Source organism: Pseudoalteromonas sp. CR1 (genome assembly GCF_019392235.1).
Taxonomy (GTDB): domain Bacteria; phylum Pseudomonadota; class Gammaproteobacteria; order Enterobacterales; family Alteromonadaceae; genus Pseudoalteromonas.
In genome coordinates, this window is record NZ_JAHXRM010000011.1 from 86,988 (window position 1) to 109,973 (window position 22,986).

Consider the following 22,986-nt stretch of genomic DNA (forward strand, 5'->3'; position numbering starts at 1 on the left):
ATGCCAACAAAAAATACACTTTAAAACAATGGGTTAAACCTTATAGACAAATTAAAATGTAAATTAGTAGAATAACTTACAAACGATAGGTAATTTTTATAGGGCAATGATAAGTCATTACCCTATCACTGTTACTTAATAGCCTTTTTTCTCCATAATAAGTAAACCGCAGGAATAACCAATAAGGTCAATACTATCGCGCTCGCCATTCCACCCACCATAGGCGCTGCAATTCGGCTCATTACTTCACTACCGGTACCCGTTCCATAAAGCACAGGTAATAAACCAATAACAATAGTAGCCACCGTCATCATTACAGGGCGTACACGTAAGCCGGCACCTTCAATAATTGCTTGCTGTAACTGAGCTAACGAAAGTGCTTTATCAGCTCGCTTAGCTGTTAAGCACATGTTTTGATATGCCTGATTTAAGTAAACCAGCATAATCACCCCAATCTCTACCGCGACACCAGCCAGTGCAATAAAACCGACCCCTACGGCGACTGAAAAGTTAAAGCCTTCAAGGTACATGAGCCATACACCCCCTATCATAGCCAATGGCAGTGTGCACATAATAATAGTTACCTCAGCAAAGCTTTTAAAATTAAGATAGAGCAGCACAACAATAATGGCCAAGGTAAGAGGCACTACGTAGGTGAGCTTCTCTTTTGCACGTTGCATATATTCATACTGCCCAGCCCATGAAATAGAATACCCTGGAGGCAATATCAAGCGTTCATTTAGCACGGCTCTCGCGCTTTCAACATAGCGACCAATATCTACGCCATCTATATCAATATAAACCCAACCATTTAAACGTGCATTTTCACTTTTAATGCCAGAGGGGCCATTTTCAACAAATACATCGGCAACATCTCCAAGAAGAATGTGCTGCCCCTGCGGCGTCACAATGGGTAATAACATAAGGGCTTCAGGTGAATCTCTAAAAACTTGCGGATAACGTAAGTTAACCGAATAACGAGCCTGCCCCTCTATTGTTTGTGTTACATTTTTACCGCCAACAGCCGTTGCTATAACTTGCTGTATATTGCTTATGTTTAAATTATAACGCGCTGCTTTTTCACGATTTATATCAATTTTTACGTAGCGTCCACCTGCAACTCGTTCAGAGTAAACAGAGACGGTTCCTTCAATATCAGCAAGTAGTGTTTCTATTTGCTCGCCAATTTTTTGGATTTCACTTAACTGCGGACCTGCCACTTTAATACCTACAGGGGTTTTAATACCGGTTGCCAACATGTCTATGCGTGTTTTAATCGGCATAACCCACGCATTAGTTAAACCAGGAAACGTAACTAATGCATCAAGTTCGGCTTTGAGTTTTTCAAGTGTCATTCCCTCTCGCCATTCGTCTTTGGGTTTGAGTTGAATAAACGTTTCAATCATTGTCAGTGGGGCCGGATCGGTGGCTGTTTCGGCTCTTCCGACTTTACCAAATACGGTTTTAACCTCCGGCACGGTTGCGATTAATTTATCTGTTTGCTGCAAAACCTCTCGAGCTTTAGCTATTGATATACTAGGGTATGTAGTGGGCATATACATTAAATCCCCCTCATCAAGTGGTGGAATAAACTCGCTACCTATTTTGTTCAGCGGGTAAAAGCCAATCATGGTCATAATTAAAGCAAATATTAAGGTCGTTTTTGGGTAATTAAGCACCCAGCTGAGCAAAGGGCGATAAGCCGCTACAAGCAACCGGTTAACGGGATTTTTATTTTCAGGTATTACTTTGCCTCTTATAAAATAGCCCATTAATACAGGCACTAAGGTGATCGCTAACCCTGCTGAGGCCGCCATAGCGTAAGTTTTAGTGTAAGCGAGAGGTGAAAACATTCGCCCTTCTTGCGCCTCTAAAATAAAGACAGGCAAAAAACTGACGGTAATAATTAATAAACTAAAAAACAGCGCAGGGCCTACTTCGCTTGTCGCTTTGATAACGACTTGCCAACGGTTTTGATCAGTCAGTGGTGTTTTTTCCATATGCTTATGCATATTTTCAATCATAACTATGGCGCCATCGGTCATTGCCCCTATGGCAATCGCAATCCCGCCCAAAGACATAATGTTAGCGTTAATTCCTTGCCAATACATTACAATAAACGCCGTTAATATACCCAGCGGTAAAGTAATAATAGCCACCAAAGATGAGCGTACATGAAACAAAAACACAACACACACAAGCGCTACAACAACAAGTTCTTCAACAAGTTTGCTAGTCAGATTATTTATTGCGTTGTTAATTAAGTTTGAGCGATCGTAAACAGGAATAATCTCAACGCCCTCGGGCAGTCCCTTTTTGAGCGATTCGAGCTTGGCCTTAACCAGTTCAATGGTTTTTTGTGCATTTTCACCATAACGCATAACAACAATGCCACCGGTAGCTTCGCCTTCACCGTTAAGATCACTTACGCCACGCCGTATCTGGGGACCAAGTCGAATATTTGCGACATCGCGTAACTGCAAAGCGGTACCGTTTGCATTAGTACCTAATGGAATAGCCTCTAAATCGGCAACACTTTTAACGTAACCTGTGCTGGTAACCATATATTCCGCTTCGGCCATTTCAATAACAGAGGCACCTGTTTCTTGGTTTCCTTGCTCTATTGCAGTTTGAATAAGGCTCAACGGAATGCCGTAAGCACGTAACTTATTAGGATCGACATTTACTTGATACTGCTTAACCATCCCCCCTACAGAGGCAACCTCAGAAACACCCGGTACGGTTTGTAATTCAAATTTTAAAAACCAATCTTGTAAGCTTCTTAGCTGACTTATGTCATGCTTATTTGTTTTATCAACCAATGCATATAAATAAATCCAACCTACGCCCGATGCATCGGGTCCAAGTTCTGGCGTTGCGCCTTCAGGCAGACGGTTTGCAGCTTGTGTTAGGTATTCTTGCACTCGGCTACGTGCCCAATATAAATCGGTGCTGTCGTCAAAAATAATATAAACATACGAGTCGCCAAAAAATGAAAAACCTCTTACGGTTTTTGCCCCTGGTACCGATAACATTGCAGTAGTAAGCACAAAGGTTACTTGGTCTTGTACCACCTGCGGTGCTTGCCCCGGATACGATGTTTTTACAATAACTTGCACATCCGATAAATCGGGCAAGGCATCTACTGCCGTATTTTTAACGGCAAACACACCACCACCCACTAAAATTAATGTAAGCAATAATATAAATAACCGGTTATAGACAGACCAGCGAATAACAGCAGCAATCATTTTACTTCCTCGTCCATCATATGTTGCATTGAGGAGTGATCCATTATTTCAACATGGTTTAAAGCGGTGATCACAAAATCATCATTCATAATGCTAAATGTGAAATTAATGGTTTGGCCTTTCACAAGAGAGCTAGCCTCTATATGCGATGCTAATACAAAGTTCATTGTTGCTGGACCTCTGTTCCATTTTTGAATAGCTTCGCGGCTAATATTTACAACTCGCGTTTGTGCATCTATTGCATTTATAACGCCATTTACAGTTGCATTTTGAGAGGTAACATCGTTACTCGCATGAGCTGCTGGCATCTCCATTCGCTTAAAGTCTGAACGTTTGCTCGACTCAGAATCTATTAAAAATTGTGCCGATGTGACCACACTCTCGTTTGCCATCACACCTGACAAAATAACCGTTTCATCAAGGTTTGTTTGCCCTACTTGTACTTCAACAGATTTAAAGCGCCCTTCACCTAATGCGACAACTACACGGTTTTGATGTTGCGTACGAATTACAGCTTCTTTTGGTACTACAAGCTGAGGCTTACTCACCTTTGTATTAATAACTACCTGGGCAAACATATTCGGTTTTAGCTCAAGGTCTTTATTTTCAAACCGGAGCCTGACCCGAAGTGTTCTATTTTGAGCATCGAGCGCAGGATAAATATAATCAACCTGCCCTTGCCATTCTTTTCCCTTTAAATAATCAAGAGTCATGGTTACCGGCAAGCCAACACTAATAAGCGACGATTGGCGCTCAAATATTTCAGCTTCTACCCATACCTCATCAAGTTGAGCAATGCTCATCATTGATGTACCTGGCTTTACATAAAAACCTTCTCGCACATTCAGCTCATCAACAATTCCACTTTGACGCGCATAAAAGGTAATATTTTGCATTATTTGCTTATTTTTTTGTAGGCGCTCGATAAATTCAGCAGATACATTTAACGACTCTAATCGTGCTTTTGCAGCACGAATTAGCACATTGTTATTTCTATTTACTGCCAATAAAAACTCTTCTTGTGCGTTAACCAGCTGCGGTGAGTACAAGGTATACAAAGGTTCGCCTGCGCTGATTTTATCGCCTTGCGCTTTTACGTATAAATTTTCAAGCCACCCTTCTACACGAGGATGAATATGCGTCATTTCATCTTGGTTATATTGCACATACCCCAGTGTATTAATATTATTTTGCAGTGCTTTTAACTGCACTTTTGTGGTTTTCACCCCTAAATTATTAATTACCACTGGCGAAATAGTAACCACCCCTTTTTCACTTTCGCTATTGCTAGCTTCGTCGTAAACAGGTACTAAATCCATCCCCATAGGAGAGAGGCCAGGAGCGTCACGCCTATAATTACTGTCCATGGGTGCGACCCAATACAAGGGTTGTTTTTCGGTAGTTGCCGGTTTTTCATTAAATGTAATTTGCGTAAGACCAGCCCAAAAGCCTGCCCCCACAACAGCGGCAATTAATAGTTTTAAATTAGCGTTCATCAGGCTGAATCCCCTACTAGTTCGCCCATAACTTGGGAGTCTAAGCTGCTTATATAATAATTTAGCCGTGCAATAATAATGTGTTTATCTACTTGAATATTAAGCGCGTCAATTTTGGCATTTAACTCACTAATACGCGCTTGCATCACATCAGAAAAGTCACCGTCATCACGCGTATAAGCATTTAAGGTTGCTTGTGATTGCTCAGCCATTTGTACTAATAACGTATTTTGATATAGTGTATTTCGCTTTTGTAACTGAGATAGCTGGCTATATTCTTTAAAATACATGCCTTTGAGTTTTTGCAAAGCGACTCTTTTTTGTGTTTTAGTCGCCTCCGCAATCGATATAGCCGATTTAACTTGTTGGTCTTGCCTATTATCTGTAAACAAAGGTAGATCAATGCTAACCCCCACAGAAAGTAAGTCAGCCCTTGATTGGCCCATTGGTGTGTCTGCTCGATAGCCATACCCTACATTAACCCCTATCTGTGGCTGGTAGCTTTGTTTAGCTAGGCGCACTTGTGTTTGCTTGGCCAATACACTTTGCTCTATGGCTACAATGGCTGGGTGAGCCATAAGTAATTGTATAAGTTGACCAAATTCAAGTGTATTAAAATTAGTAAGCGCGGGAGGGGTTATAAATTTACCATCTAAAGGTTTTTCTAACATTGTTATGGGCAACCATTGCGCTAGCCGATTTTTAGCACTGTGAAGTTGTTGCTCAAGTGTGAGTAGCTTATCTTCTAAGCGGGTAAGCTCTAACTGGGCCCGAATAATATCTTGCTGGCGTGTCTTACCCTGTGTACTTGCGTAGCTGGCCTCAGTTATTTGAATAAGCTGAGTAAATAACTCTCTGTCTTTCTCTATTAAGTTAATACTGCGCTGTGCCCTATAAGCTTTTAGCCAAAACTCGGTAACTATCGCTTTTACCTGAGCTAACCTATCAGCTCGCTGCCATGGGTATTGCTGCGATGACTGCAAAAGTGACGCTTGCTTGAGTGCTAGGCTATCACCGCGACTAAACTTTTGATTTACACTTACTTTAAATTGAGTCATCCCTTCTTGATCAAACGCATAACCATTTGTTGGTAAGTTCATCAGACCAAGCGTGAGTGTTGGGTCGGGTAAAGTGCCCGCCATAATACTTTGCGCCATAACGGCTTGCTCTTGGTGGCGACTTGCAGATAACCACGGATCATTTGCAAGTGCATAACTAAGTGCGTGAGATAAGTTTAGCGTTCTCTGTGAGTTATACTTATCCGTTGCGCCTTTTGTGTTTTCTTCTTGGGTATTCGCCGCACTGCTGAACAAAGTCAAACAACATAGCACTGCGTTTATTTTCAAAGCGTAATTCATCGCTTGCTCCATTTAAAAATTAATAAAAATTTAAATTGGCAAGAAAGGTGTTTATATCAGCCGCACCGAATACGAAAACTAATCACGTTTTCAAAGGGTCAAAATCAGCTAGAGGTTCATAAAATTTAGACACACCTATCCTGCTATTTAAGCAAACATAGGAGGGCGGTAAAGTGATTTGGGAGAGGTTGTTTGAGCACTTAACTCGGGCGTATTCACTTTTTCAGTAATAATAACTGCAGTAACTAATAAAATATCAACATTAAGCATTGAGTTAGCGGTACAGCCATTAACGGGGCAACTGCATTCGTTTTGAGCCGTCGCCTCGTCATCGCAGCAATCCATTTGCATCATGGTATGGTGAGCGCTGTTGTTCCCTTCGTTGGTATTGCCCAAATGCATATTAACGTGAGCATTAGACTGATGAGGCATTTCACATTCACTTGCTACAGACGCAAAAGACTGACCCACAAACGTGAGTAGTAAAGTAAGCGTCAGTAAAATAGTGTACATGCGTTGCAAAGTGATACCCCTATCAAAAAAAGAGAGTTTAAAGTAACTTATAAACGACTACAAATAATTTAGGGCGTGTTATGTAGTTTGGTTTGAGTTTTAATTAAATAGCTGGCAGTAACTGCAAATAGACAATAGGCTCCAAAGTACCAAAACCCTTCACCAAACTGTGCATTCATAACAAGTAATTCACCACTTTTAGCGTGTGCATTGCCTGCTAAATACGTAACAATTAATGCTATTACAAATACATCAACCATACTCCATTTGCTGAGCGCACACACAATATTGCCACAAACTTGCTTAAGCTTATTCACTGGTAAACAGCAATACAGTAGCTGTAATAATAACTTTAGGCTTGGTACCACCACTGAAAAAAGACCAACCAAGATAGCAACAAGCAAATTATTATTATTTGCTAGGTCTTTAATAGTGCCGTAAATACTTTGCGTTTTGCTATAGGCGCTAATCTCGCCTTCTAACTTATCTAGCCCCAACATGTTTGAAAACATCATTAGCATACTGCGCGTTCGGCCATCGCCTTCTTCTGCTAACATTTCAATACCCGCTTGAGCAAGTTTTGATTTATCAATATTTCCCTCAATTGTTAGCACTGGTTTTGTAATACCCGGAAATAACAAACATAAAGCAATAACCACACTTACAACAGATAAAAAATTACGCATCTTATTCGCTCATAACTTCTATTACATCATCACTATAAAGCATTGACTCTAATATAAAACTGTATACTTTTTCTATTTCCATCTCTGGGTTAACCAGCTTAAGTTGTGTTTCAACCATTGGCCAATTTTTAGTTTCAATCGCTTTTGTAAGCAATAAGCAATCACCCAACAAACCGGTTTGCATTAGCAAAGCATCTGTAATGCTTTTATCAAGCGTAAACTCTTTTACAATAGTTGCTAGTTCAATATCTAATATTGCATCAAGCATCGAAAACAACCCCACCAAGTAACCTTGCTGAGATAAATTCTTGTTTGTTTCTGTTAATATAAGTTCCATTAACCGAGCGCGTACAAGAGCAAATTTAGTTAACTCTGTGGGTTTATCTATTCCTAAATCGCTAACAGCTAATACGCGCACAAATTGGCGAATTACGTCTTCACCTAAATAAACAACAGCTTGCGATATAGACGTGATAACTAAATTACTATTACCAGAGCGCGCATTTGCTAAACGTAAAATTCGCGCCGTTATTCCTACATCTTTAGCTACACGCTGATGAATTTCTTCAAAGCATAACGATTCTTTTGCTATTGCTTTAAGGAGTTCGAAAACGGTAACTTTTGAAGGGTCGACTCCACTGTAAGTGAGCATTTCTGGGCGAGCAAAAAAGAACCCCTGAAAATAATCACACCCTGCATCGCGTAAGTTTATAAACTGATCGTAGGTTTCTATTCGCTCTACAATTATTTTGCAATGAGGGTAGCTACGTTTTAACTTTTTAACCCGCATGTTAGTTTTAATAATAGGCTCTTCAGCTTCAATTTTTATGTAGCTAACAAGGGCGAGTAGCGGCTCCCATTTTTCATCGCCGTCATAATCGTCCAGTGCAAATATATACCCCTGAGCTTTTAGTGTTTTAATACGACTGGCAACCGCTGCAATATTTACCGTACGCTCTACAATCTCAATGACAGTATGCTCTGGGTTTAATAATTTAGGGAATTCATCTAACAAGGCATCTGTAGAAAGATTCACAAAAGCAAGTTGGTGGGCAGTGAGCTTTTCTGCGCCAACCAGCATCAGCGTATTAAAAAACAAACGGCTGGTTGCGTGCTCATCACTCGTACCGACAGGAAACGCATTATTTGCTGAGTTTCGGTAAAGTAGCTCGTAAGCAAACACTGCTTTTTCGGCATTAAATATTGGTTGCCGAGCAACATATTGTGTCAAAGTAGGTGTTAGCGATGGAGTATCAGACACGTTCAATATAATTCGCCTATAAGGTTATATAAGATTAAGCTTACTCCTTTGAGTCTAATCTATGTTGGATACTAAAAGTATAGTAAAAATATCTTAATCGTTGCAATACTATGCAAAGTAAATAAAACTAGTAAAAAATTTATTAGCGAAGGAGGAAGTTTGACTTGTTTGAAATGGTTACTAATAACGTGCTGTGCAATATGCTCGCTTTCTACTTTGGCAACAGAAAAACAGAATACGTTAAAATACAATATTAGCTCATCTGGGAGTCACTACCCTTATTACACAAATAACCCAGATCACCCTGGCGTATTACCTGAAATCATTGAAAAAGTCCTTGTTGATGCCAACATAACTGCTTATCACGAACCTCTACCTACAAAACGAATCACCAAATATCTTAATGAAGGCATCATAGACTTTGATGTTATTTCGCTTAATTGGCTACCCCAAAGCGAGCGCAATAACACCATGTATGTGTTTTCAGACCCTTTAATTACGGTCACCGAAATGCTTGTAACCTTGCCCGAAAACTCAAGCAAATGGAAAAACATCTCAAATCTAACAGGTAAAAATGTAGGCACCGTATTAGGGTATTATTACCATAGTGATGATTCATTTAATCGAGTGGATTTCCCCTCAGAAAAAGAACTCATGGAAGCGCTTGTTCGTAAAAGAGTCGATGTTGCCATTATAAGTAAACTACCTGCCTTATATTGGTCACAACAGCTAAATGTGAGTATGGGTTTTGGTGCTCAATATTCTCATGGCTTTTTAAGAATTCGCTTATTGAGTAAACACAAACACTTATTACCGGTTATTAATAAAACAATAAAAAATCTACATGGCAACGGCTACATAACAAATGCAGCTAAAAAATACATGCAAGATATACCCACACAAAATTAAGGGATTTATAACACACTCTCAGTGTGCTGAGTTATACTACGCAAAAATATCAACTCGACCAAAAAAGTAGTCCCTATGAGTATTGAAAAAGCTTTAATTGAACGCAGCAATAACCAATGTGAATTATGTACAGCTACCAATGACTTATCTGTTTATGAAGTTCCGCCGGTTACGGATACCCATTCAGATAAATGCATTTACACTTGCCAAACATGCAAAGAACAAATTGAAAACACAGTAGATATAACGCCAACACATTGGCACTGTTTAAACGACAGCATGTGGAGCCAAACACCTGCAGTTCAAGTTGTTGCGTATAGAATGCTATCTCGCTTAGCGCCAGATAATGGCTGGGCACAAGACGCTCTAGACATGGTATACCTTGAAGAAGAGACCTTGGCTTGGGCTAAAAAAGCACTTGCAGAAGATGACGACGTGAAGCATATCGATAGTAATGGCGTGGTTCTTCAAGCTGGCGATACCGTGACACTCATAAAAGACTTGGATGTAAAAGGCAGTAGTCTTACAGCAAAACGCGGCACTGCGGTACGCAATATTGGTTTAACCAGTAACCCAGAGCACATTGAAGGGCGTGTTGATGGCCAGCGAATTGTGATTCTTACTAAATTTGTAAAAAAGTAAGTGCAAAATAATTCACACTATTTTCGCTTTTAACCGAAAGTAATACAGTAGAACAAAAATGCCCAGCAATACTGGGCATTTTTATGAACAGTCGTTATTCGTCGACGAGTTGCTCGCACCTATAAAAGCCGCTTGGTTTACTTAGTAACGAAACTAACTCAGGTAATACCGCATCCATAGTTTGTTTAAGCTTCCATGGCGGATTAATCACTATCATACCGGATGCAGTCATACCATGGACGTCAGTATCAGCCTCTGTTCCCAACTCGAATAACTGAATATTTCGCATACCGGAGTCAATTAAACCCTGCTCCATGTTGTTAATGCGCTCTCGGTCAACAACCGGATACCAAATCATGTATGTACCCGTTGCAAATCGTTGATGCGCTTTAACTAATGTTTTTACAACGCACTCATAATCATCTTTAACTTCGTATGGCGGGTCGATTAATACACATGCCCTGCGTGATGCAGGTGGCAGTAACCCAACTAAACCAGTAAACCCGTTTTCGCCGCGCACTCGAATAGAACGCTTACCCTGCATATTATCCTCTAAAAGCAATAAGTCTCGCGGGTGCAATTCAAAAAACCAGCCTTTATCTTGGCGGCGTAAATAATGTTCAGCAATTTTTGGCGAGCCCGGATAAAAATCGAGGTCACTCGTATTATTGAACGATTTAATTAGCTCAATGTATTCGTTAAGTGCTTCATGCTGGCTTGTGTGAGTCCACAATTTTTCAATACCGTCTTGATATTCTTGCGTTTTTTGGGCATCAGCTGCAGCAAGTTCAAAAAAACCGGCGCCAGAATGCGTATCAATGTAATCAAGCGGCTTATCTTTAATTGTTTGATATTTAAGGACCTGAGCCAACACAAGGTGTTTAAGAACATCGGCCGGATTACCCGCATGAAATGAGTGTCTGTAACTAAGCATTATTTTATTTTCGCCATACGCAATTTAATATCGCAAGTGAACCATAAGCACTGGGCTTTAGCAACTTGCACTAGGGTCTGTTAACCTTTCAAGGTTAAACTTTCAGCAGCTTATTGGATTTTCAGGCAAGGTAGAACCTACATAGTGTGGTTATTCTTACATGAATGTAATTCAGAGAGTAACGCAGGAGCAGTCATCGAGTCCACTGGGTTACAAACCTCGCGCTGCGATTAAATAGCCCCTAATTTAAACAACTTTCAATCCGCAAAGTCCAATAACGCCTCGGATAAGGGGCGCTTAAATGAACCATTTCTGAACAAAAAAGCACGTTGTATGAATTATCCCTTAACAAAGAAGAAAAATCAGCTAAAACTGGCCTAAATGCTAGTAAATCAATGCACTTTGCTTTACATTTGCAAGACATTAATTACAGTTATATGAGCGCCTTATGGACAACACTACTCTTCAACAACTCGAACAACTGATCGATTCACTTATTGAACGCAATAATCAATTACAAACTGATGTTGCTAGCTTAAAAGAGCAAAATAGTAAACTCGCTGATGATAATGAACTTTTACAACTAGAAGCGCTTGAAAACGAAGAAAAGCAAAAAGATGCCAGCACAACGTTATCTGGCTTACTAGATAAATTACAAAGCGCACAACAGGCTAGCTAATGTCTGAGCTGCAAAACCAGCGGGTCACTGTTGAGTTGCTAGGTAAAGAGCAGCAATTTGCTTGTCCGCAAGGACAAGAAGAGGCATTGATAGCAGCAGCTAAAAATCTAAACGACTTAGTTGAACAAATGAAACAGCGTTCAACCGTTCGAAACGATCAAAAAGCATTGCTTATGGCAGCACTTAATTTAAGCCACGATTTGCTTGAAGCAAAAACACAAGCAACTGTTGAGCAGAAACATCAAGACCAGCTTGTTGATAAACTGAGTCAACATTTGGCAAATGACCCAAAACAAACAAAATAAAAAGCGCAACCTGCGCTTTTTGTTTATCATTAGGGTAATAATTGGCCTGCAAGAGATAGTTAATGAAGTACTCCTTACCTGGTATTCACTCATCGTTAAAATGTACATTCCTAATAATATGTTTACTTTTTTTCACAGCCAATTCAAATGCAGCCATTAGCTGGCAAACCATTAACAACAACATCCAATTTTTAAAACAACAAGACGCTCTACGTTTTTACGACTCTAACCAAGTATTAATTGAGGGTGATGAATGCGCTTTACTAGTAGATACCAGTGGAAATTTTGCAGGTGTTGAACAACTTGTTGTTGAACTAAAAAAACGCCTTAAAACGCCTCTTTGTTATTTGGTTGCAACCCATTATCATGACGATCACTTACTGGGCATGGCAGTTATTCAACACTTTTATCCTAATGCCAAACTTATCACCCACCAGCAAGTAAGCGCAGACTTTAAAACCTATCAAAAAGCCTACACTGATAAACTCGACAGCTATGAAAAAAGCATTGAACTGAGCTATCAGCGCTTAGCATCAATCCCCAAAGAAGAACAAACAGCATGGCGAGAAAAGCTAGAGTTGGCTAAAACACGACTTTTTCGTTGGCGCGAGTACCAACTTAGCCCTCCAGACATAGCATTGGCAGTAAGTACAACACTTGACCTAGGCAGTTTTGAATTAAATATTACCCCCCATATAGCGCACACTAATGGCGATTTAACCGTTACTACAAACAATGAAAGCATACTTATTGGTGGCGACATTGTTGATTGGCTTCCCTATCCGGGACACGGTGAACTTGAAAGTTGGCAAACTTTATTAAAGCAATATATTGGCAATGAAAAGCTATCACTAATTATACCCGGGCATGGCGGCATACTTAACAAGCAACAACTCAAGCAGCCTCTGGCATTTTTAAATGCACTCACTGAGCACGTCGAAAGTAATCAAAATCTAACGACTGAATCACTCATAGAAACGTTTCCACAAAAAGTGCTCGCTCCCTACCAGCAAGACACGCTTAACAAAAGGTCGAGTCAGTTATTTTTACAAGCGGGACTTAACCGCGCTAAAAGCTTAAAATAACCCAACACAACGGATTGTGTTAAAATAATAAAAGGAATTGACTAAAGTGATCATTATGCGCAGTTTGATATTATGCTTTTTAGGACTCTTTTTGTTTGGTTGTGAATCAACCGAGCAAAAGCAGACGGAAGCGCCTCAAATATTTACTCACTTTGAGCCTGATTACGCAAATCACGAAAACGTAACTGCCACAGTAAACCCAGAGCAACAAACCAGTCTTATTGAAAAAAACACTCCCTCACTCAAACTTAAAAATAGAGTTGTAAAAAAGCGCCCAGCAAAAACAACGGATTTGTGGGTGCATATTGCCAACAACTTACATTTTACGGTTTATCAAAATCGAGCTTTAAAGAAACGCATTAACTGGTATTTAAAACAGCCTAAATACCTAACCACGGTAAGCAAACGTGCAGCGCCTTATTTGTATCACATAGTAAAAAAAATAGAGCAAAGAAACCTACCAATGGAAATAGCACTGCTACCTTTTGTAGAAAGTGACTTTAGGCCCACGGTTGCCTCATCGCAACAAGCCGTTGGGGTATGGCAACTTGTAGGGGCGACAGCATATCACTTTGGTATTAAGTCAGATCAATGGTACGACGGTCGCCAAGATGTATTAGCCTCTACTGATGCGGCACTTGATTACTTGAGCTATTTACATAAGCGTTTTAACGGCAATTGGCTACATGCATTGGCAGCCTACAATAGCGGTGAAGGACGCGTAAAGCGGGCCATAGAGAAAAATACTAAACGAGGAAAAAGCACTGACTTTTGGTCGCTAAGCTTGCCAAAAGAGACCGCCGATTACGTGCCAAAATTGCTCGCTTTAAGTTATTTAGTTAAGCATCCACAAAAAGGTATGAAGCAGCCAAAACTTGCCTATAAACCACTCACCACACAAATGAATATAGGCCAGCAATTCGATTTTTCGGTTATTGCCAAGCTGTCAGGTATTGGGTCAAAGCAGCTGCATGCGATAAACCAAGGGTATTTAAAAAATCAAAGCTCGCCAAACGGACCACATACCTTATTGCTACCAATAGGCCAAGAAGCATTATTAAAAAGTCAGTTTTTTAAATCTAATTTTGCAGGTGAATACAGAGTAAAACAAAACGACACACTTTATGCTATTGCCAAACGCTTTAGCATGTCGGTAAAAATGCTAAAACAACTCAATAACAAAACCAACAACTTTATTGGCGTAGGCGAAAAGCTACTGGTTGGGCAACCCAAAACCCTACCAAGCTCCTTAACTATAGATTACAAAATAAGCCCTTATTTAGAACACCAAGAAGACATTGCTATCCCAACCATAGAAATAGACTACACCGTAAAAACCGGTGATAGCCTGTGGAGCATTAGCCAACTTTACGATGTACCACATAGCGATTTGGCCAAATGGAATAAACTGTCGGCATCCAGCATTTTAAAACCCGGCCGTCAGTTAGTGCTTTATATCCCTCAAGCAGAAAAACCACAAGCGCAGCCAATCAAACAAGATTTACTACATGATTTGCAAAAAACACTAAATCAACCACGTTAAGTTTATAAACCAATCTATTTCGCGTAAAATCACGCCCAACATAGTTATTTTAAAGAGAACAGCATGCAAATTAGTAAAAATTCGGCAGTAGAGTTTCACTACACACTTAGTGAAGCGGGTGAACAAATTGAAAGCAGTGTAAATGATGCGCCACTTAGCTACATTCATGGCAGCGAAGGTATGTTACCTGGTTTAGAAAAAGCCCTTGAGGGTAAAAACGCTGGCGAAAAATTTAGTGTAACGCTTGAGCCAAGTGAATCTTATGGTGAGCGTGTTGATGACTTAATTCAACGTATACCACTTAAGCACTTACAAGGCGATGTTAAAGTATGGAAGCCAGGCATGACTGCAATGGTTCAGTCTAACCAAGGCCGTCATCAGGTGACGATTGTTAAAGTAGGTCGTTTTAATGCCGATTGTGACCTAAATCACCCATTTGCAGGTAAAACACTGACATTTGATGTAGAAGTTGTATCGGTACGCGAAGCAACTAGCGAAGAAATTTCGCATGGCCATGTTCATGCTGAAGGCGGCTGTGGCCACGCTCACTAATTAGCTAAAAAGGAACCCGTATGTCAAAAGTTGCAATTGTAACAGGTGGAACGAAAGGGATTGGCCTAGCGGTAATAAAACGCCTGCTAAGTAGTGGCTATGAGGTTCACAACCTTGATATCACACCGAGCGATGTGGGCGTTTTTCATCATTGCGATGTAAGTGATGTGGATGCTGTTCGACGCTCTATCAAAGCGGTATATAAACAATCTCAACGTATTGATGTACTGGTTTCTAATGCTGGAAAACACCTAAGCGCAAATATAGAAAGCACTGATGAGCAAACGCTCGATGCGCTATTTGCGCTTAATGTAAAAGGTGCCTACGCGGCTGTACAAAGTGTACTACCCTGTATGAAAGCAAATAATGCGGGTTCTATTATATTAATAGCGTCTGACCAAGCATTAATTGCTAAGCACAATTCATTTGCCTACAACCTTACTAAGCATGCTCTCGCCTCTATGGCAAAAACCACGGCACTTGATTACGCACGCTTTAACATTCGTGCTAATGCAGTGTGCCCAGGCACAATTGAAACCCCTTTATTTCATAACGCAATTGACGCTTACTGCGATAAAAGTGGTGCAAACAAAGCCGATATAGTGGCAGAAGAAGCAAGCCTGCAACCGCTAAACCGATTAGGCCAAGCCGATGAAGTAGCCGCTCTTGTGAGTTTTTTAGCAAGTGACGACGCAAGCTTTATTACTGGTAGCTTACAAAGTATTGATGGCGGCTATACAGCCCAATGAGTACCAAGATAATTGACCCGCATGTTCATTTTTTTAATTTACTTGATGGTCAGTACACTTGGTTACAAGGCAAAAACCCACCAGCATGGCCCAATTTAGACAAAATAAAACAACCAATAAGTGCAGAGCAACTTGTTAAAAGTACTGATTTTGAACTTGCGGGTATTGTACACATAGAAGCGGGCTTTGATAATTCGGCCCCTATCAATGAACTTAATTGGCTAAGTAAGCATTTAAGTGAAGTGCCATTTAAAGCCATTAGTTTTAACCAAATAGATGCGCTTGCTGAGCAATTTAGTGACGCGCTCGATGCGCTGGCGCATTCGAGCCTATGTGGCATTAGAGATATAACAGAAGGCGATGATGCTATAAGGCTAAAAAGCCCTCGTTGTATTCATAATCTTGATTTATTAGCGACAAATAAACTGCATTTTGAAGCGCAATTTGAACTACACAACGTTAGCGTAGCTAATCATATTGCTCACTGTGCAAAGCAATTACCTCATCTACAAATTATTCTTAATCATGCAGGGTTGCCTGATGACTTAGCCTCTTGGCAACAAAGCGTTGAATTACTCGCCCAACATAAAAACATTGCTATTAAATTTTCTGGCTTTGAGTTATTAAGCCTGACACAAGCACAACAAGAAGCATGCTTTAAATGGCTTTTACAACACTTTGGCGAGCAGCGTATTATGTTTGCTAGTAACTTTCCGGTATGCCAAATAAACACTCATTACAATGCGCTATGGCATCAGCATTACGCGCTGTGTAAAAGCCATAGCCTATGGCATAAGCTCAGCTATGCAAATGCAATGCACTACTACCAAGTGTAAGTAAAAGTCGTTATATTTAAATTCTATTATGCTTAAAATGGCGTAGGTTTTATGAAAAATACATTATTCATTGTGAGCTTAGCCTGGTGCGCCTTATTAAGTGGCTGTGTGTCGCAACGCGCTGAACCAACCCCCAAATTACAACATGCACTACTTTTAGCGCCTAATCAAAGCGCGGTTAACAAAGTAATTAGTACCATTACGAATATGCAAAACATAACGTTAGCTGACGATGTATTTACAAAAAATAGTGTGGTTACGCTGGGGAATCTAAACAAAAATAACATTATAAAAAGTCATCAGCTTAATCCGCCCGACCAATTTGAACTGATGATAAAAAATAAACAATGCTTTATACGCCACGTAGATAGCAAAGCCACGCGAGAGCTCAAAGGCGTTAAGTGCGTAATGAACGAATTACCTTAATGTTGCTAATAAAAAGCCGATAAGTGAATAGTCACTTACCGGCTTTTTAAATTAAGACAAAGCTTAGTTATTATTTTATTTCTACTCGTTGTGAACGCATCACAATTTCATCGTTTAACTCAATACCTAAACCTGGCTCCTCAGACACTTCAAAGAAACCATTTTTAGGTTGTGGATCTTGTAAACACAATTCACGGTTCCACTTTTTAATCGCATAAGTATGATGCTCATGTATCAAAAAGTTAGGAATAGCGGTTTCTAGGTGTAACGATGCAGCTGTCGCAACAGGTCCACCACACACGTGCGCCTGAATACGTACATCAAAAATATCGGCGTAATCACATACTTTTTTAGTTTCAGTAAAACCACCACATAACCCTATATCTGGCTGAAGCACGTCAATACTCTGATCTTCTAAATAAGGACGAACCCCCCAGCGGTTGTACAAGCGCTCACCGCCCGCAATGGGTACGTTAACTTTATCCGCTACTTTGGCATGCAACGAGTGATTTAAGTAGTTCACAGGCTCTTCAAAATACATACAATCAAATTCTTCGGCTATTTCACCAATTTGAATAGCTGATGTGGCACCCGGTAAACTATGACATTCAAAAATAATATCGACTTCATCGCCCACAGCTTCACGAATAGCTTGCATACGCGCGCGGTATAACTTCATTTCTGGGCGTGAAATAATATTAGTGCGATCGTAATACGTATTACCGTCTTTATCGTATTGAATTGGATCTACTTTTACTGCATCGTAACCCTCTGCTATGGCTTTTAATGCCGCCTCTGCATACTCTTGTGGCTGTACTAGTGCTTTAAATTCGCTATCCCAGTCAAACTGCAGTTGCGATGCATAAGTACGAAGTTTATCGTTAACCTTACCACCCAGTAATTGATAGACCGGTAACCCAAGCGCTTTACCTTTAATATCCCAAAGCGCGGTATCAATAGCACTCATTGCAGCGTACACAACGGGTCCACCGCCTAAACCCCAAAAGCTTTCTCGTAACATACGAGACCACAGCTTTTCTGTTTGAAACGGGTCGTGACCAATTAAAAAGGCATCTGCCATTTCTTTGATCATGGCGGCGGCCGCGCTATGGCCTAAATCGTAAGCAAGACCGGCTTCACCCACACCACTAATGCCCTCATCAGTATGGATGCGAACAAATACAGGTGTCCACGCTGGGCGCTCTGGACAGTGAATATCAAATACTTCTACGCGATTTACCTTCATAAAAATTCCTTATTAACCTGTTCGGGTTATTTTGCAAAACTGGGATCAAGCCGATATGCTTTTCGTAGCATCGCAGGCCAAGCAAGCTGGCCTCCAGTGCTGCCGCTGTGTACCACGTTGGCTTGGTTATAAATATTGTCGATAGTTGGTTGAGGTACAGGAATAACTTCTTGCGAGCTAGCTTGCAGCGCTAATTGTATTTCGCAGGCGCGTTGTAAGTCGTAAAAACGCATAAACGCATCGCCTACGGTCGGGCCTACCGTTAAGCCACCATGGTTGACTAATAACATATGATTATTTGAACCTAAGTCATCCTGTAGTACTTTGCGCTCATCATCATTAACTGCAAGGCCTTCGTAACCATGATATGAAAGCGACGGTAACGAAAACATTGAATACTGGCTCAATGGCAATAAACCCTTTTTTTGGGTAGCCACAGCAATGGTTTCTTTGGTGTGTAAATGAATAACGCAATGCGCGTCTTCTCTGACCTCGTGTATTGCACTGTGAATAGTAAAGCCAGCAGGGTTAATGCTAAAGGGAGTGTCGTCAATTATATTCCCGTTTAGGTCAACCTTAACTAAGTTTGACGCGGTTACTTCGTCAAATGTTAACCCAAAAGCGTTAACTAGATAATGGTCAGTCCAGGGCAAACGAGCCGATAAATGCGTATAAATTAAGTCTCCCCAACGAAAATGCTCCACTAGCCGGTAACATGCCGCAAGATCGACACGTAGTTGCCACTCTTGAGCAGACACTTTATTTTTTAAATCAAGTTGGGGTAAATCAAACATAATAAACCTTTTAAAATACGCAGATAATGAATGCGAATAGATGTTTAGAAGTCTAAAACACTCTGCGTTTTATAGCAATCAACAAACAAAAACAGCCACACATTTGTGTGGCTGTTTTTTAAAGGGTTAATAACTACTTTGAGTTATTTTACTTTAGATAAGTAGTCTGCAATAGCTTCAAACTCTTCGTCAGTTACTGTAGCAACCATTGCCTTCATAGCCATAGACATACCATTATTACGTGCACCCGACTTAATATCTTTCATTTGTGCAACTAAATAATCTTTGTTTTGACCATTAAGTTTAGGATACATACCCATGATTGGTGCTTTACCATCTGCACCATGACAGGTTTGACAATTTTTTGCAGTGTATAATGCGGCACCATCAGCGGCAGCTGCATTAAACGAGAAACTTGCGGCTAAGCTAATGCCCGCGCCTAGTAGTAGTGTTTTCATCTTGCTCATTGTATTTACTCTTCTTTTTGACGGTTAGAAAAAACTGTTCAATTGATTGTAGTCAATAATCAAATAAAAAGCATACGTTAGAAACGATGCTAGACGATCAACTTAACCCTGCACTGCTAGCTCGTTTCTATTTACCTAAAACTAGTTTAGCAAACAAAAATGAGCAGACGCTTAATTGATTGTTACCAAACTAAATCGTCTGGTACCTCAAAGTCTGCGTATGGGTCGTCCTCATCTTTAGGCTTGTTTTCAGGTTCAACATGAAAAACAATGTATTTTTCGTCTACTTCAGCCACTTTGCGTGCTGGCTCATCTTCTAATACGTAAAACTGCCCCTCTAGAACACAGATCGCTAAACGACCACCCGACAATGCTTTTTGAGTTTTTTCATTCACTTCAATACTTTTTACTTTTTTATCGTAAGTAAAATTAAAGGTTCGCTCACCACGAATAGCATCTTGATTGTTGTGTTCTAAAATTTGCTTAACACGCGCTTCTTGCTCACGCTGTTTTAAAGTCACTTGGCGGGCTTGGTTTAACTCTTCCGCCTTTTTTTGCTGCTCAAGCTTAGTTTGTTGAATATGCTTTTGCAGATCATTAGGGTTACTTGTTGCCCCTTTTTTCTGTTTTTTTTGTTGCTTACGTTTTTCTGATTTAGCAACTTTAGCTTTATGCGATGTTGTTAACCCTGCTTGCAGCAATTGGTCTTGTAATGAACCCATGGCATTGTTCCAATAAAAACTAGTATTAGCGTTATTTTAATCACCTACGAGTTTAAATAACAGCGCTATCGACATTAATCTAATAAACTCCTTTATACTTAGCATGATATGGGACAACAGCGTACTTTATAATTATCAATTCTGGGGGATTTTTAATACAATAAAAAAGCCAACTAGTTACCTAAAAGCCAAATAATGCGCTTAATTCACCTACTTGCTTGCTCTGTTGTTATATTTTTCGTGCTTTACGCACCTCAGCCTCTACTCGGCCTATTTGCTAGTGAGTTTGGTGTATCGCCTGCCACAGCAGGCAGCTTAATGACGGCAACAATGTTGCCCTTAGCTATTGCACCATTAGTGTATGGCCTGTTTCTAGCCAAACAAAATCCTTTAAAAATACTTCGTATTGCAATGATAGTACTGGGCTTTAGCTGCTTACTATTTATTTGGGTACCAAGTTTTGAGCTCTTACTATTAGTACGATTTTTACAAGGCCTTACCCTTCCTGCAGCATTAACTGCCATGACCAGCTTTATAGGAATAAGTTTCACCGCTGATACACTTCAAAAAAATATGACTCTTTATATAGGCAGCAGTATTGCAGGCGGTTATTTTGGAAGGGTACTTGCTGCGCTATTTAGCGACTTATGGCATTGGCAAAGCTTTTATTACTTAATTGCTTTTATGCTTGTTTTTTTAGCTATGCTAATTAAGCCCCATAAATTCAACAACATTGGTACTCACGCTCAAAAATCGCCTCTAGATTACATCAAACAACTTAAGGAGGGCCCTGTTTTAAAAGTTTATGGCGCTGTATTTTGTATGTTTTTTTGTTTTGCAGCCTTACTTAATTATTTGCCATTTATACTGCAAAGTACATTTTTAATTACAAACACGCGTGATATTGGTTTGGTTTACAGTGGCTACTTAATTGGAGCCTTGGCTTCTATTGCCACGCCTTGGCTATTAAAAAAAGCGCCTTCAGCTTGGCACGTATTAGGGGCGACCTTCATTTTTTACAGCCTTAGTATTGTTGTGCTCATGAGCCACCAGCTTAGCGTCTTTTTAACTGCATTCACGCTATTTTGTGGGGCTATGTTTATTATTCATTCAACCGCAGCCCCACTGGTTAATAAAATAAGTGAGGCACCACCAAGCGTGACAAATGGAGGGTATGTTTCATTTTACTACAGTGGAGGTGCCATTGGCTCGTTATTACCAGGTGTGGTATACCAAAAATACGGACAAACACCCTTTATGCTAACCCTGCTTATTATGTGTTTGTGCGGATTATTGCTTGTGATTTGGGCTCACTTTGACGGTAAAAACATAACTCGCGGTTGATGTGCTGTGTATTCAAAAAAAGCTTCTAAGTCTGGTTTGCTCAAAATCCACGTTTGTGTATTTTCAAATGGGTGGCAATGAAATAGATCGCCAAACCAAATATCTTGATCTAACCATACGGTTACCGCACTTTGTTTGTCGTTAAGTAACGCAAGCATTGATACGCACCCTGGCGCAACTTTTAAATAGGTTGCTAAACGCTCGCTTGAAGCAAACCCTAAACGCGACAAACCTTGCTGTTTTGAAAGCGCTTTTAGATCTAACTGCTTATTGTGAGCTGTAATAACTAAAAAATGACGTTTACCTTCGTTATCACGCAAAAATAAATTTTTTAAACGTGTACCTGGACGTTCAAGCAATAATTCATCAGCTGCTAAACTAGTATGCAAAGGTGGATGTTCAATAACGTCGTAATTGATATCTAAATGCGCTAAACACGCCTCTAACTTTGTTTTGTCCGCTAACATAGTTACAAACAACGCCCTCTTAGTTGCACACTGAGATCTCGCCATAGAACTTCTGTTATTTCATGTTTGTTAGCGCAATACTCACGCGTTTTAAGCTCTTGCTTTAATAATTCAACGGCCCTGTCTTCTAACTTAAGCTTTAACACACTCGACTCTTCAAAGTGTTCTTGCTCAATATATTCTTTAACCTCACTGCGAGAAGGCCTGTTATTGCGTCCACGATCAAGGTTAAAGTTTTCACGGTGCTTAGCTTTAACCGATACAACATAAGCAAATACATTATTTCCTTGCTCGTCTTGTTTTTCAAAAAACTGTTTAGTGTTTATTTCAAAAGGCGGCTCTTCATTTGACGCACACCCCGAAAGTAAAACTACCAGTGCAAAAAAACTTTTTTTCATTATTTTCTGTCGTTTTAATGAGTAATTAAGCCGAGTCTATCAAAAATTCATCTAAACAGTGAAAATTAGCGAAAAAATACTTGACCAAATTTATAAAAAAACTTAAAGTTCGTCCCGCTTGGAACTCAGCAGCCAAGCGTTTATGTTTTACATAAACTAGGAATGTGGGGCTATAGCTCAGCTGGGAGAGCGCCTGCCTTGCACGCAGGAGGTCAGCAGTTCGATCCTGCTTAGCTCCACCACTTTCCTACTCCTTTCTTAGATATAATTTCACCTCGAAATACCCTAATTCATTAATTTTATTTTGTTTTTCATTTATCTCT

The 22,986-nt window shown here is 40.1% G+C and carries 24 protein-coding genes and 1 tRNA gene; 12 read left to right on the forward strand and 13 right to left on the reverse strand.

The window, feature by feature from the left end:
• Positions 1-131: 131 nt before the first annotated feature.
• From KZZ04_RS11315 to KZZ04_RS11340, 6 genes are all read right to left on the reverse strand, one after another.
• Complete coding sequence (locus tag KZZ04_RS11315; RefSeq protein WP_219422775.1) at positions 132-3,251, reverse strand: efflux RND transporter permease subunit; 3,120 nt, start codon at positions 3,249-3,251, stop codon at positions 132-134.
• Complete coding sequence (locus KZZ04_RS11320; protein WP_219422776.1) at positions 3,248-4,747, reverse strand: efflux RND transporter periplasmic adaptor subunit; 1,500 nt, start codon at positions 4,745-4,747, stop codon at positions 3,248-3,250. The genes KZZ04_RS11315 and KZZ04_RS11320 overlap by 4 nt, the downstream gene beginning before the upstream one ends.
• Positions 4,747-6,105 (reverse strand): TolC family protein, encoded by a 1,359-nt coding sequence (locus KZZ04_RS11325; RefSeq protein ID WP_219422777.1) that lies wholly within the window; start codon positions 6,103-6,105, stop codon positions 4,747-4,749. Before KZZ04_RS11325 ends, KZZ04_RS11320 begins: the two co-directional genes overlap by 1 nt.
• 147 nt (positions 6,106-6,252) lie before the next feature.
• Entirely contained in the window at positions 6,253-6,618 is a 366-nt protein-coding gene (locus KZZ04_RS11330) for a hypothetical protein (protein ID WP_249310808.1), read from the reverse strand.
• 68 nt (positions 6,619-6,686) lie between these two features.
• A complete protein-coding gene (locus KZZ04_RS11335; protein WP_138530711.1) occupies positions 6,687-7,304 on the reverse strand; it encodes a paraquat-inducible protein A in 618 nt (205 codons plus the stop codon).
• Between the two features lies 1 nt (position 7,305).
• On the reverse strand, positions 7,306-8,571 hold the full coding sequence (locus tag KZZ04_RS11340; RefSeq protein ID WP_219422778.1) for an EAL and HDOD domain-containing protein: 1,266 nt from the start codon (positions 8,569-8,571) through the stop codon (positions 7,306-7,308).
• 153 nt (positions 8,572-8,724) lie between these two features.
• Between KZZ04_RS11340 and KZZ04_RS11345 the strand changes: the two genes are divergently transcribed.
• Together KZZ04_RS11345 and KZZ04_RS11350 are read left to right on the forward strand one after the other, a co-directional pair.
• Entirely contained in the window at positions 8,725-9,474 is a 750-nt protein-coding gene (locus tag KZZ04_RS11345) for an ABC transporter substrate-binding protein (protein WP_138530707.1), read from the forward strand.
• A gap of 75 nt (positions 9,475-9,549) precedes the next feature.
• Positions 9,550-10,116, forward strand: a complete 567-nt coding sequence (locus tag KZZ04_RS11350; RefSeq protein WP_138530705.1) for an alkylphosphonate utilization protein — start codon at positions 9,550-9,552, stop codon at positions 10,114-10,116.
• A gap of 94 nt (positions 10,117-10,210) precedes the next feature.
• Here KZZ04_RS11350 and KZZ04_RS11355 read toward each other — a convergent pair whose 3' ends face one another.
• Positions 10,211-11,050, reverse strand: coding sequence for a 23S rRNA (adenine(2030)-N(6))-methyltransferase RlmJ (locus KZZ04_RS11355; RefSeq protein ID WP_058403799.1), 840 nt, complete (start codon positions 11,048-11,050; stop codon positions 10,211-10,213).
• Between the two features lie 448 nt (positions 11,051-11,498).
• Between KZZ04_RS11355 and zapB the strand changes: the two genes are divergently transcribed.
• From zapB to KZZ04_RS11395, 8 genes are all read left to right on the forward strand, one after another.
• The gene (gene zapB, locus KZZ04_RS11360) at positions 11,499-11,729 is read left to right on the forward strand and encodes a cell division protein ZapB (protein ID WP_058403800.1); all 231 of its coding nucleotides are present in this window, start codon (positions 11,499-11,501) and stop codon (positions 11,727-11,729) included.
• Positions 11,729-12,034, forward strand: coding sequence for a cell division protein ZapA (locus tag KZZ04_RS11365; RefSeq protein WP_138530701.1), 306 nt, complete (start codon positions 11,729-11,731; stop codon positions 12,032-12,034). Before zapB ends, KZZ04_RS11365 begins: the two co-directional genes overlap by 1 nt.
• 62 nt (positions 12,035-12,096) lie before the next feature.
• Positions 12,097-13,119, forward strand: coding sequence for an MBL fold metallo-hydrolase (locus tag KZZ04_RS11370; protein ID WP_138530699.1), 1,023 nt, complete (start codon positions 12,097-12,099; stop codon positions 13,117-13,119).
• Between the two features lie 55 nt (positions 13,120-13,174).
• Positions 13,175-14,662, forward strand: a complete 1,488-nt coding sequence (locus KZZ04_RS11375; RefSeq protein ID WP_219422779.1) for a LysM peptidoglycan-binding domain-containing protein — start codon at positions 13,175-13,177, stop codon at positions 14,660-14,662.
• Positions 14,663-14,725: 63 nt separating this feature from the next.
• A complete protein-coding gene (locus KZZ04_RS11380) occupies positions 14,726-15,214 on the forward strand; it encodes a peptidylprolyl isomerase (protein WP_058552576.1) in 489 nt (162 codons plus the stop codon).
• Positions 15,215-15,234: 20 nt separating this feature from the next.
• Entirely contained in the window at positions 15,235-15,963 is a 729-nt protein-coding gene (locus KZZ04_RS11385; RefSeq protein WP_058403805.1) for an SDR family NAD(P)-dependent oxidoreductase, read from the forward strand.
• Positions 15,960-16,799, forward strand: coding sequence for an amidohydrolase (locus KZZ04_RS11390; RefSeq protein WP_138530695.1), 840 nt, complete (start codon positions 15,960-15,962; stop codon positions 16,797-16,799). Before KZZ04_RS11385 ends, KZZ04_RS11390 begins: the two co-directional genes overlap by 4 nt.
• Before the next feature lie 51 nt (positions 16,800-16,850).
• Positions 16,851-17,225, forward strand: coding sequence for a hypothetical protein (locus KZZ04_RS11395; protein ID WP_219422780.1), 375 nt, complete (start codon positions 16,851-16,853; stop codon positions 17,223-17,225).
• 70 nt (positions 17,226-17,295) lie between these two features.
• Here the strand turns inward: KZZ04_RS11395 and KZZ04_RS11400 are convergent, their stop codons facing one another.
• From KZZ04_RS11400 to KZZ04_RS11415, 4 genes are all read right to left on the reverse strand, one after another.
• Positions 17,296-18,471 (reverse strand): mandelate racemase/muconate lactonizing enzyme family protein, encoded by a 1,176-nt coding sequence (locus tag KZZ04_RS11400; RefSeq protein ID WP_010556678.1) that lies wholly within the window; start codon positions 18,469-18,471, stop codon positions 17,296-17,298.
• A gap of 26 nt (positions 18,472-18,497) precedes the next feature.
• Positions 18,498-19,265, reverse strand: a complete 768-nt coding sequence (locus tag KZZ04_RS11405) for a class II aldolase/adducin family protein (protein WP_219422781.1) — start codon at positions 19,263-19,265, stop codon at positions 18,498-18,500.
• A gap of 143 nt (positions 19,266-19,408) precedes the next feature.
• Positions 19,409-19,732, reverse strand: a complete 324-nt coding sequence (locus KZZ04_RS11410) for a c-type cytochrome (RefSeq protein WP_058403809.1) — start codon at positions 19,730-19,732, stop codon at positions 19,409-19,411.
• A gap of 182 nt (positions 19,733-19,914) precedes the next feature.
• The gene (locus KZZ04_RS11415; protein ID WP_058403810.1) at positions 19,915-20,454 is read right to left on the reverse strand and encodes a DUF2058 domain-containing protein; all 540 of its coding nucleotides are present in this window, start codon (positions 20,452-20,454) and stop codon (positions 19,915-19,917) included.
• 195 nt (positions 20,455-20,649) lie between these two features.
• Here KZZ04_RS11415 and KZZ04_RS11420 point away from each other — a divergent pair, with 195 nt between their 5' ends.
• A complete protein-coding gene (locus tag KZZ04_RS11420) occupies positions 20,650-21,798 on the forward strand; it encodes an MFS transporter (RefSeq protein ID WP_058403811.1) in 1,149 nt (382 codons plus the stop codon).
• On the opposite strand, the gene KZZ04_RS11425 is transcribed toward KZZ04_RS11420, so the two are convergent.
• Together KZZ04_RS11425 and KZZ04_RS11430 are read right to left on the reverse strand one after the other, a co-directional pair.
• Positions 21,765-22,265: a prolyl-tRNA synthetase associated domain-containing protein gene (locus KZZ04_RS11425; protein WP_058403812.1), complete on the reverse strand. Its 501-nt coding sequence runs from the start codon at positions 22,263-22,265 to the stop codon at positions 21,765-21,767. The two genes, KZZ04_RS11420 and KZZ04_RS11425, sit on opposite strands and share 34 nt — an antisense overlap.
• A gap of 2 nt (positions 22,266-22,267) precedes the next feature.
• Positions 22,268-22,663, reverse strand: coding sequence for a hypothetical protein (locus KZZ04_RS11430; RefSeq protein ID WP_058403813.1), 396 nt, complete (start codon positions 22,661-22,663; stop codon positions 22,268-22,270).
• A 166-nt stretch (positions 22,664-22,829) separates the two neighbouring features.
• On the opposite strand from KZZ04_RS11430, the gene KZZ04_RS11435 reads away from it, so the two are divergent.
• Positions 22,830-22,905 (forward strand) — tRNA-Ala (locus KZZ04_RS11435).
• Positions 22,906-22,986 lie beyond the last annotated feature (81 nt).

Excerpts from the sequence above, each read along its gene's own strand:
- KZZ04_RS11395 (WP_219422780.1), top strand. The coding sequence starts at position 16,851 with ATGAAAAATACATTATTCATTGTGAGCTTAGCCTGGTGCGCCTTATTA.
- KZZ04_RS11365 (WP_138530701.1), top strand. The coding sequence starts at position 11,729 with ATGTCTGAGCTGCAAAACCAGCGGGTCACTGTTGAGTTGCTAGGTAAA.
- KZZ04_RS11400 (WP_010556678.1), bottom strand. The coding sequence starts at position 18,471 with ATGAAGGTAAATCGCGTAGAAGTATTTGATATTCACTGTCCAGAGCGC.
- KZZ04_RS11420 (WP_058403811.1), top strand. The coding sequence starts at position 20,650 with ATGCGCTTAATTCACCTACTTGCTTGCTCTGTTGTTATATTTTTCGTG.
- KZZ04_RS11415 (WP_058403810.1), bottom strand. The coding sequence starts at position 20,454 with ATGGGTTCATTACAAGACCAATTGCTGCAAGCAGGGTTAACAACATCG.
- KZZ04_RS11425 (WP_058403812.1), bottom strand. The coding sequence starts at position 22,265 with ATGTTAGCGGACAAAACAAAGTTAGAGGCGTGTTTAGCGCATTTAGAT.
- KZZ04_RS11380 (WP_058552576.1), top strand. The coding sequence starts at position 14,726 with ATGCAAATTAGTAAAAATTCGGCAGTAGAGTTTCACTACACACTTAGT.
- KZZ04_RS11390 (WP_138530695.1), top strand. The coding sequence starts at position 15,960 with ATGAGTACCAAGATAATTGACCCGCATGTTCATTTTTTTAATTTACTT.
- KZZ04_RS11430 (WP_058403813.1), bottom strand. The coding sequence starts at position 22,663 with ATGAAAAAAAGTTTTTTTGCACTGGTAGTTTTACTTTCGGGGTGTGCG.
- KZZ04_RS11330 (WP_249310808.1), bottom strand. The coding sequence starts at position 6,618 with ATGTACACTATTTTACTGACGCTTACTTTACTACTCACGTTTGTGGGT.
- KZZ04_RS11410 (WP_058403809.1), bottom strand. The coding sequence starts at position 19,732 with ATGAGCAAGATGAAAACACTACTACTAGGCGCGGGCATTAGCTTAGCC.
- KZZ04_RS11375 (WP_219422779.1), top strand. The coding sequence starts at position 13,175 with ATGCGCAGTTTGATATTATGCTTTTTAGGACTCTTTTTGTTTGGTTGT.
- KZZ04_RS11405 (WP_219422781.1), bottom strand. The coding sequence starts at position 19,265 with ATGTTTGATTTACCCCAACTTGATTTAAAAAATAAAGTGTCTGCTCAA.
- KZZ04_RS11370 (WP_138530699.1), top strand. The coding sequence starts at position 12,097 with ATGAAGTACTCCTTACCTGGTATTCACTCATCGTTAAAATGTACATTC.
- KZZ04_RS11355 (WP_058403799.1), bottom strand. The coding sequence starts at position 11,050 with ATGCTTAGTTACAGACACTCATTTCATGCGGGTAATCCGGCCGATGTT.
- KZZ04_RS11335 (WP_138530711.1), bottom strand. The coding sequence starts at position 7,304 with ATGCGTAATTTTTTATCTGTTGTAAGTGTGGTTATTGCTTTATGTTTG.
- zapB (WP_058403800.1), top strand. The coding sequence starts at position 11,499 with ATGGACAACACTACTCTTCAACAACTCGAACAACTGATCGATTCACTT.
- KZZ04_RS11320 (WP_219422776.1), bottom strand. The coding sequence starts at position 4,747 with ATGAACGCTAATTTAAAACTATTAATTGCCGCTGTTGTGGGGGCAGGC.
- KZZ04_RS11385 (WP_058403805.1), top strand. The coding sequence starts at position 15,235 with ATGTCAAAAGTTGCAATTGTAACAGGTGGAACGAAAGGGATTGGCCTA.
- KZZ04_RS11315 (WP_219422775.1), bottom strand. The coding sequence starts at position 3,251 with ATGATTGCTGCTGTTATTCGCTGGTCTGTCTATAACCGGTTATTTATA.
- KZZ04_RS11325 (WP_219422777.1), bottom strand. The coding sequence starts at position 6,105 with ATGAATTACGCTTTGAAAATAAACGCAGTGCTATGTTGTTTGACTTTG.
- KZZ04_RS11350 (WP_138530705.1), top strand. The coding sequence starts at position 9,550 with ATGAGTATTGAAAAAGCTTTAATTGAACGCAGCAATAACCAATGTGAA.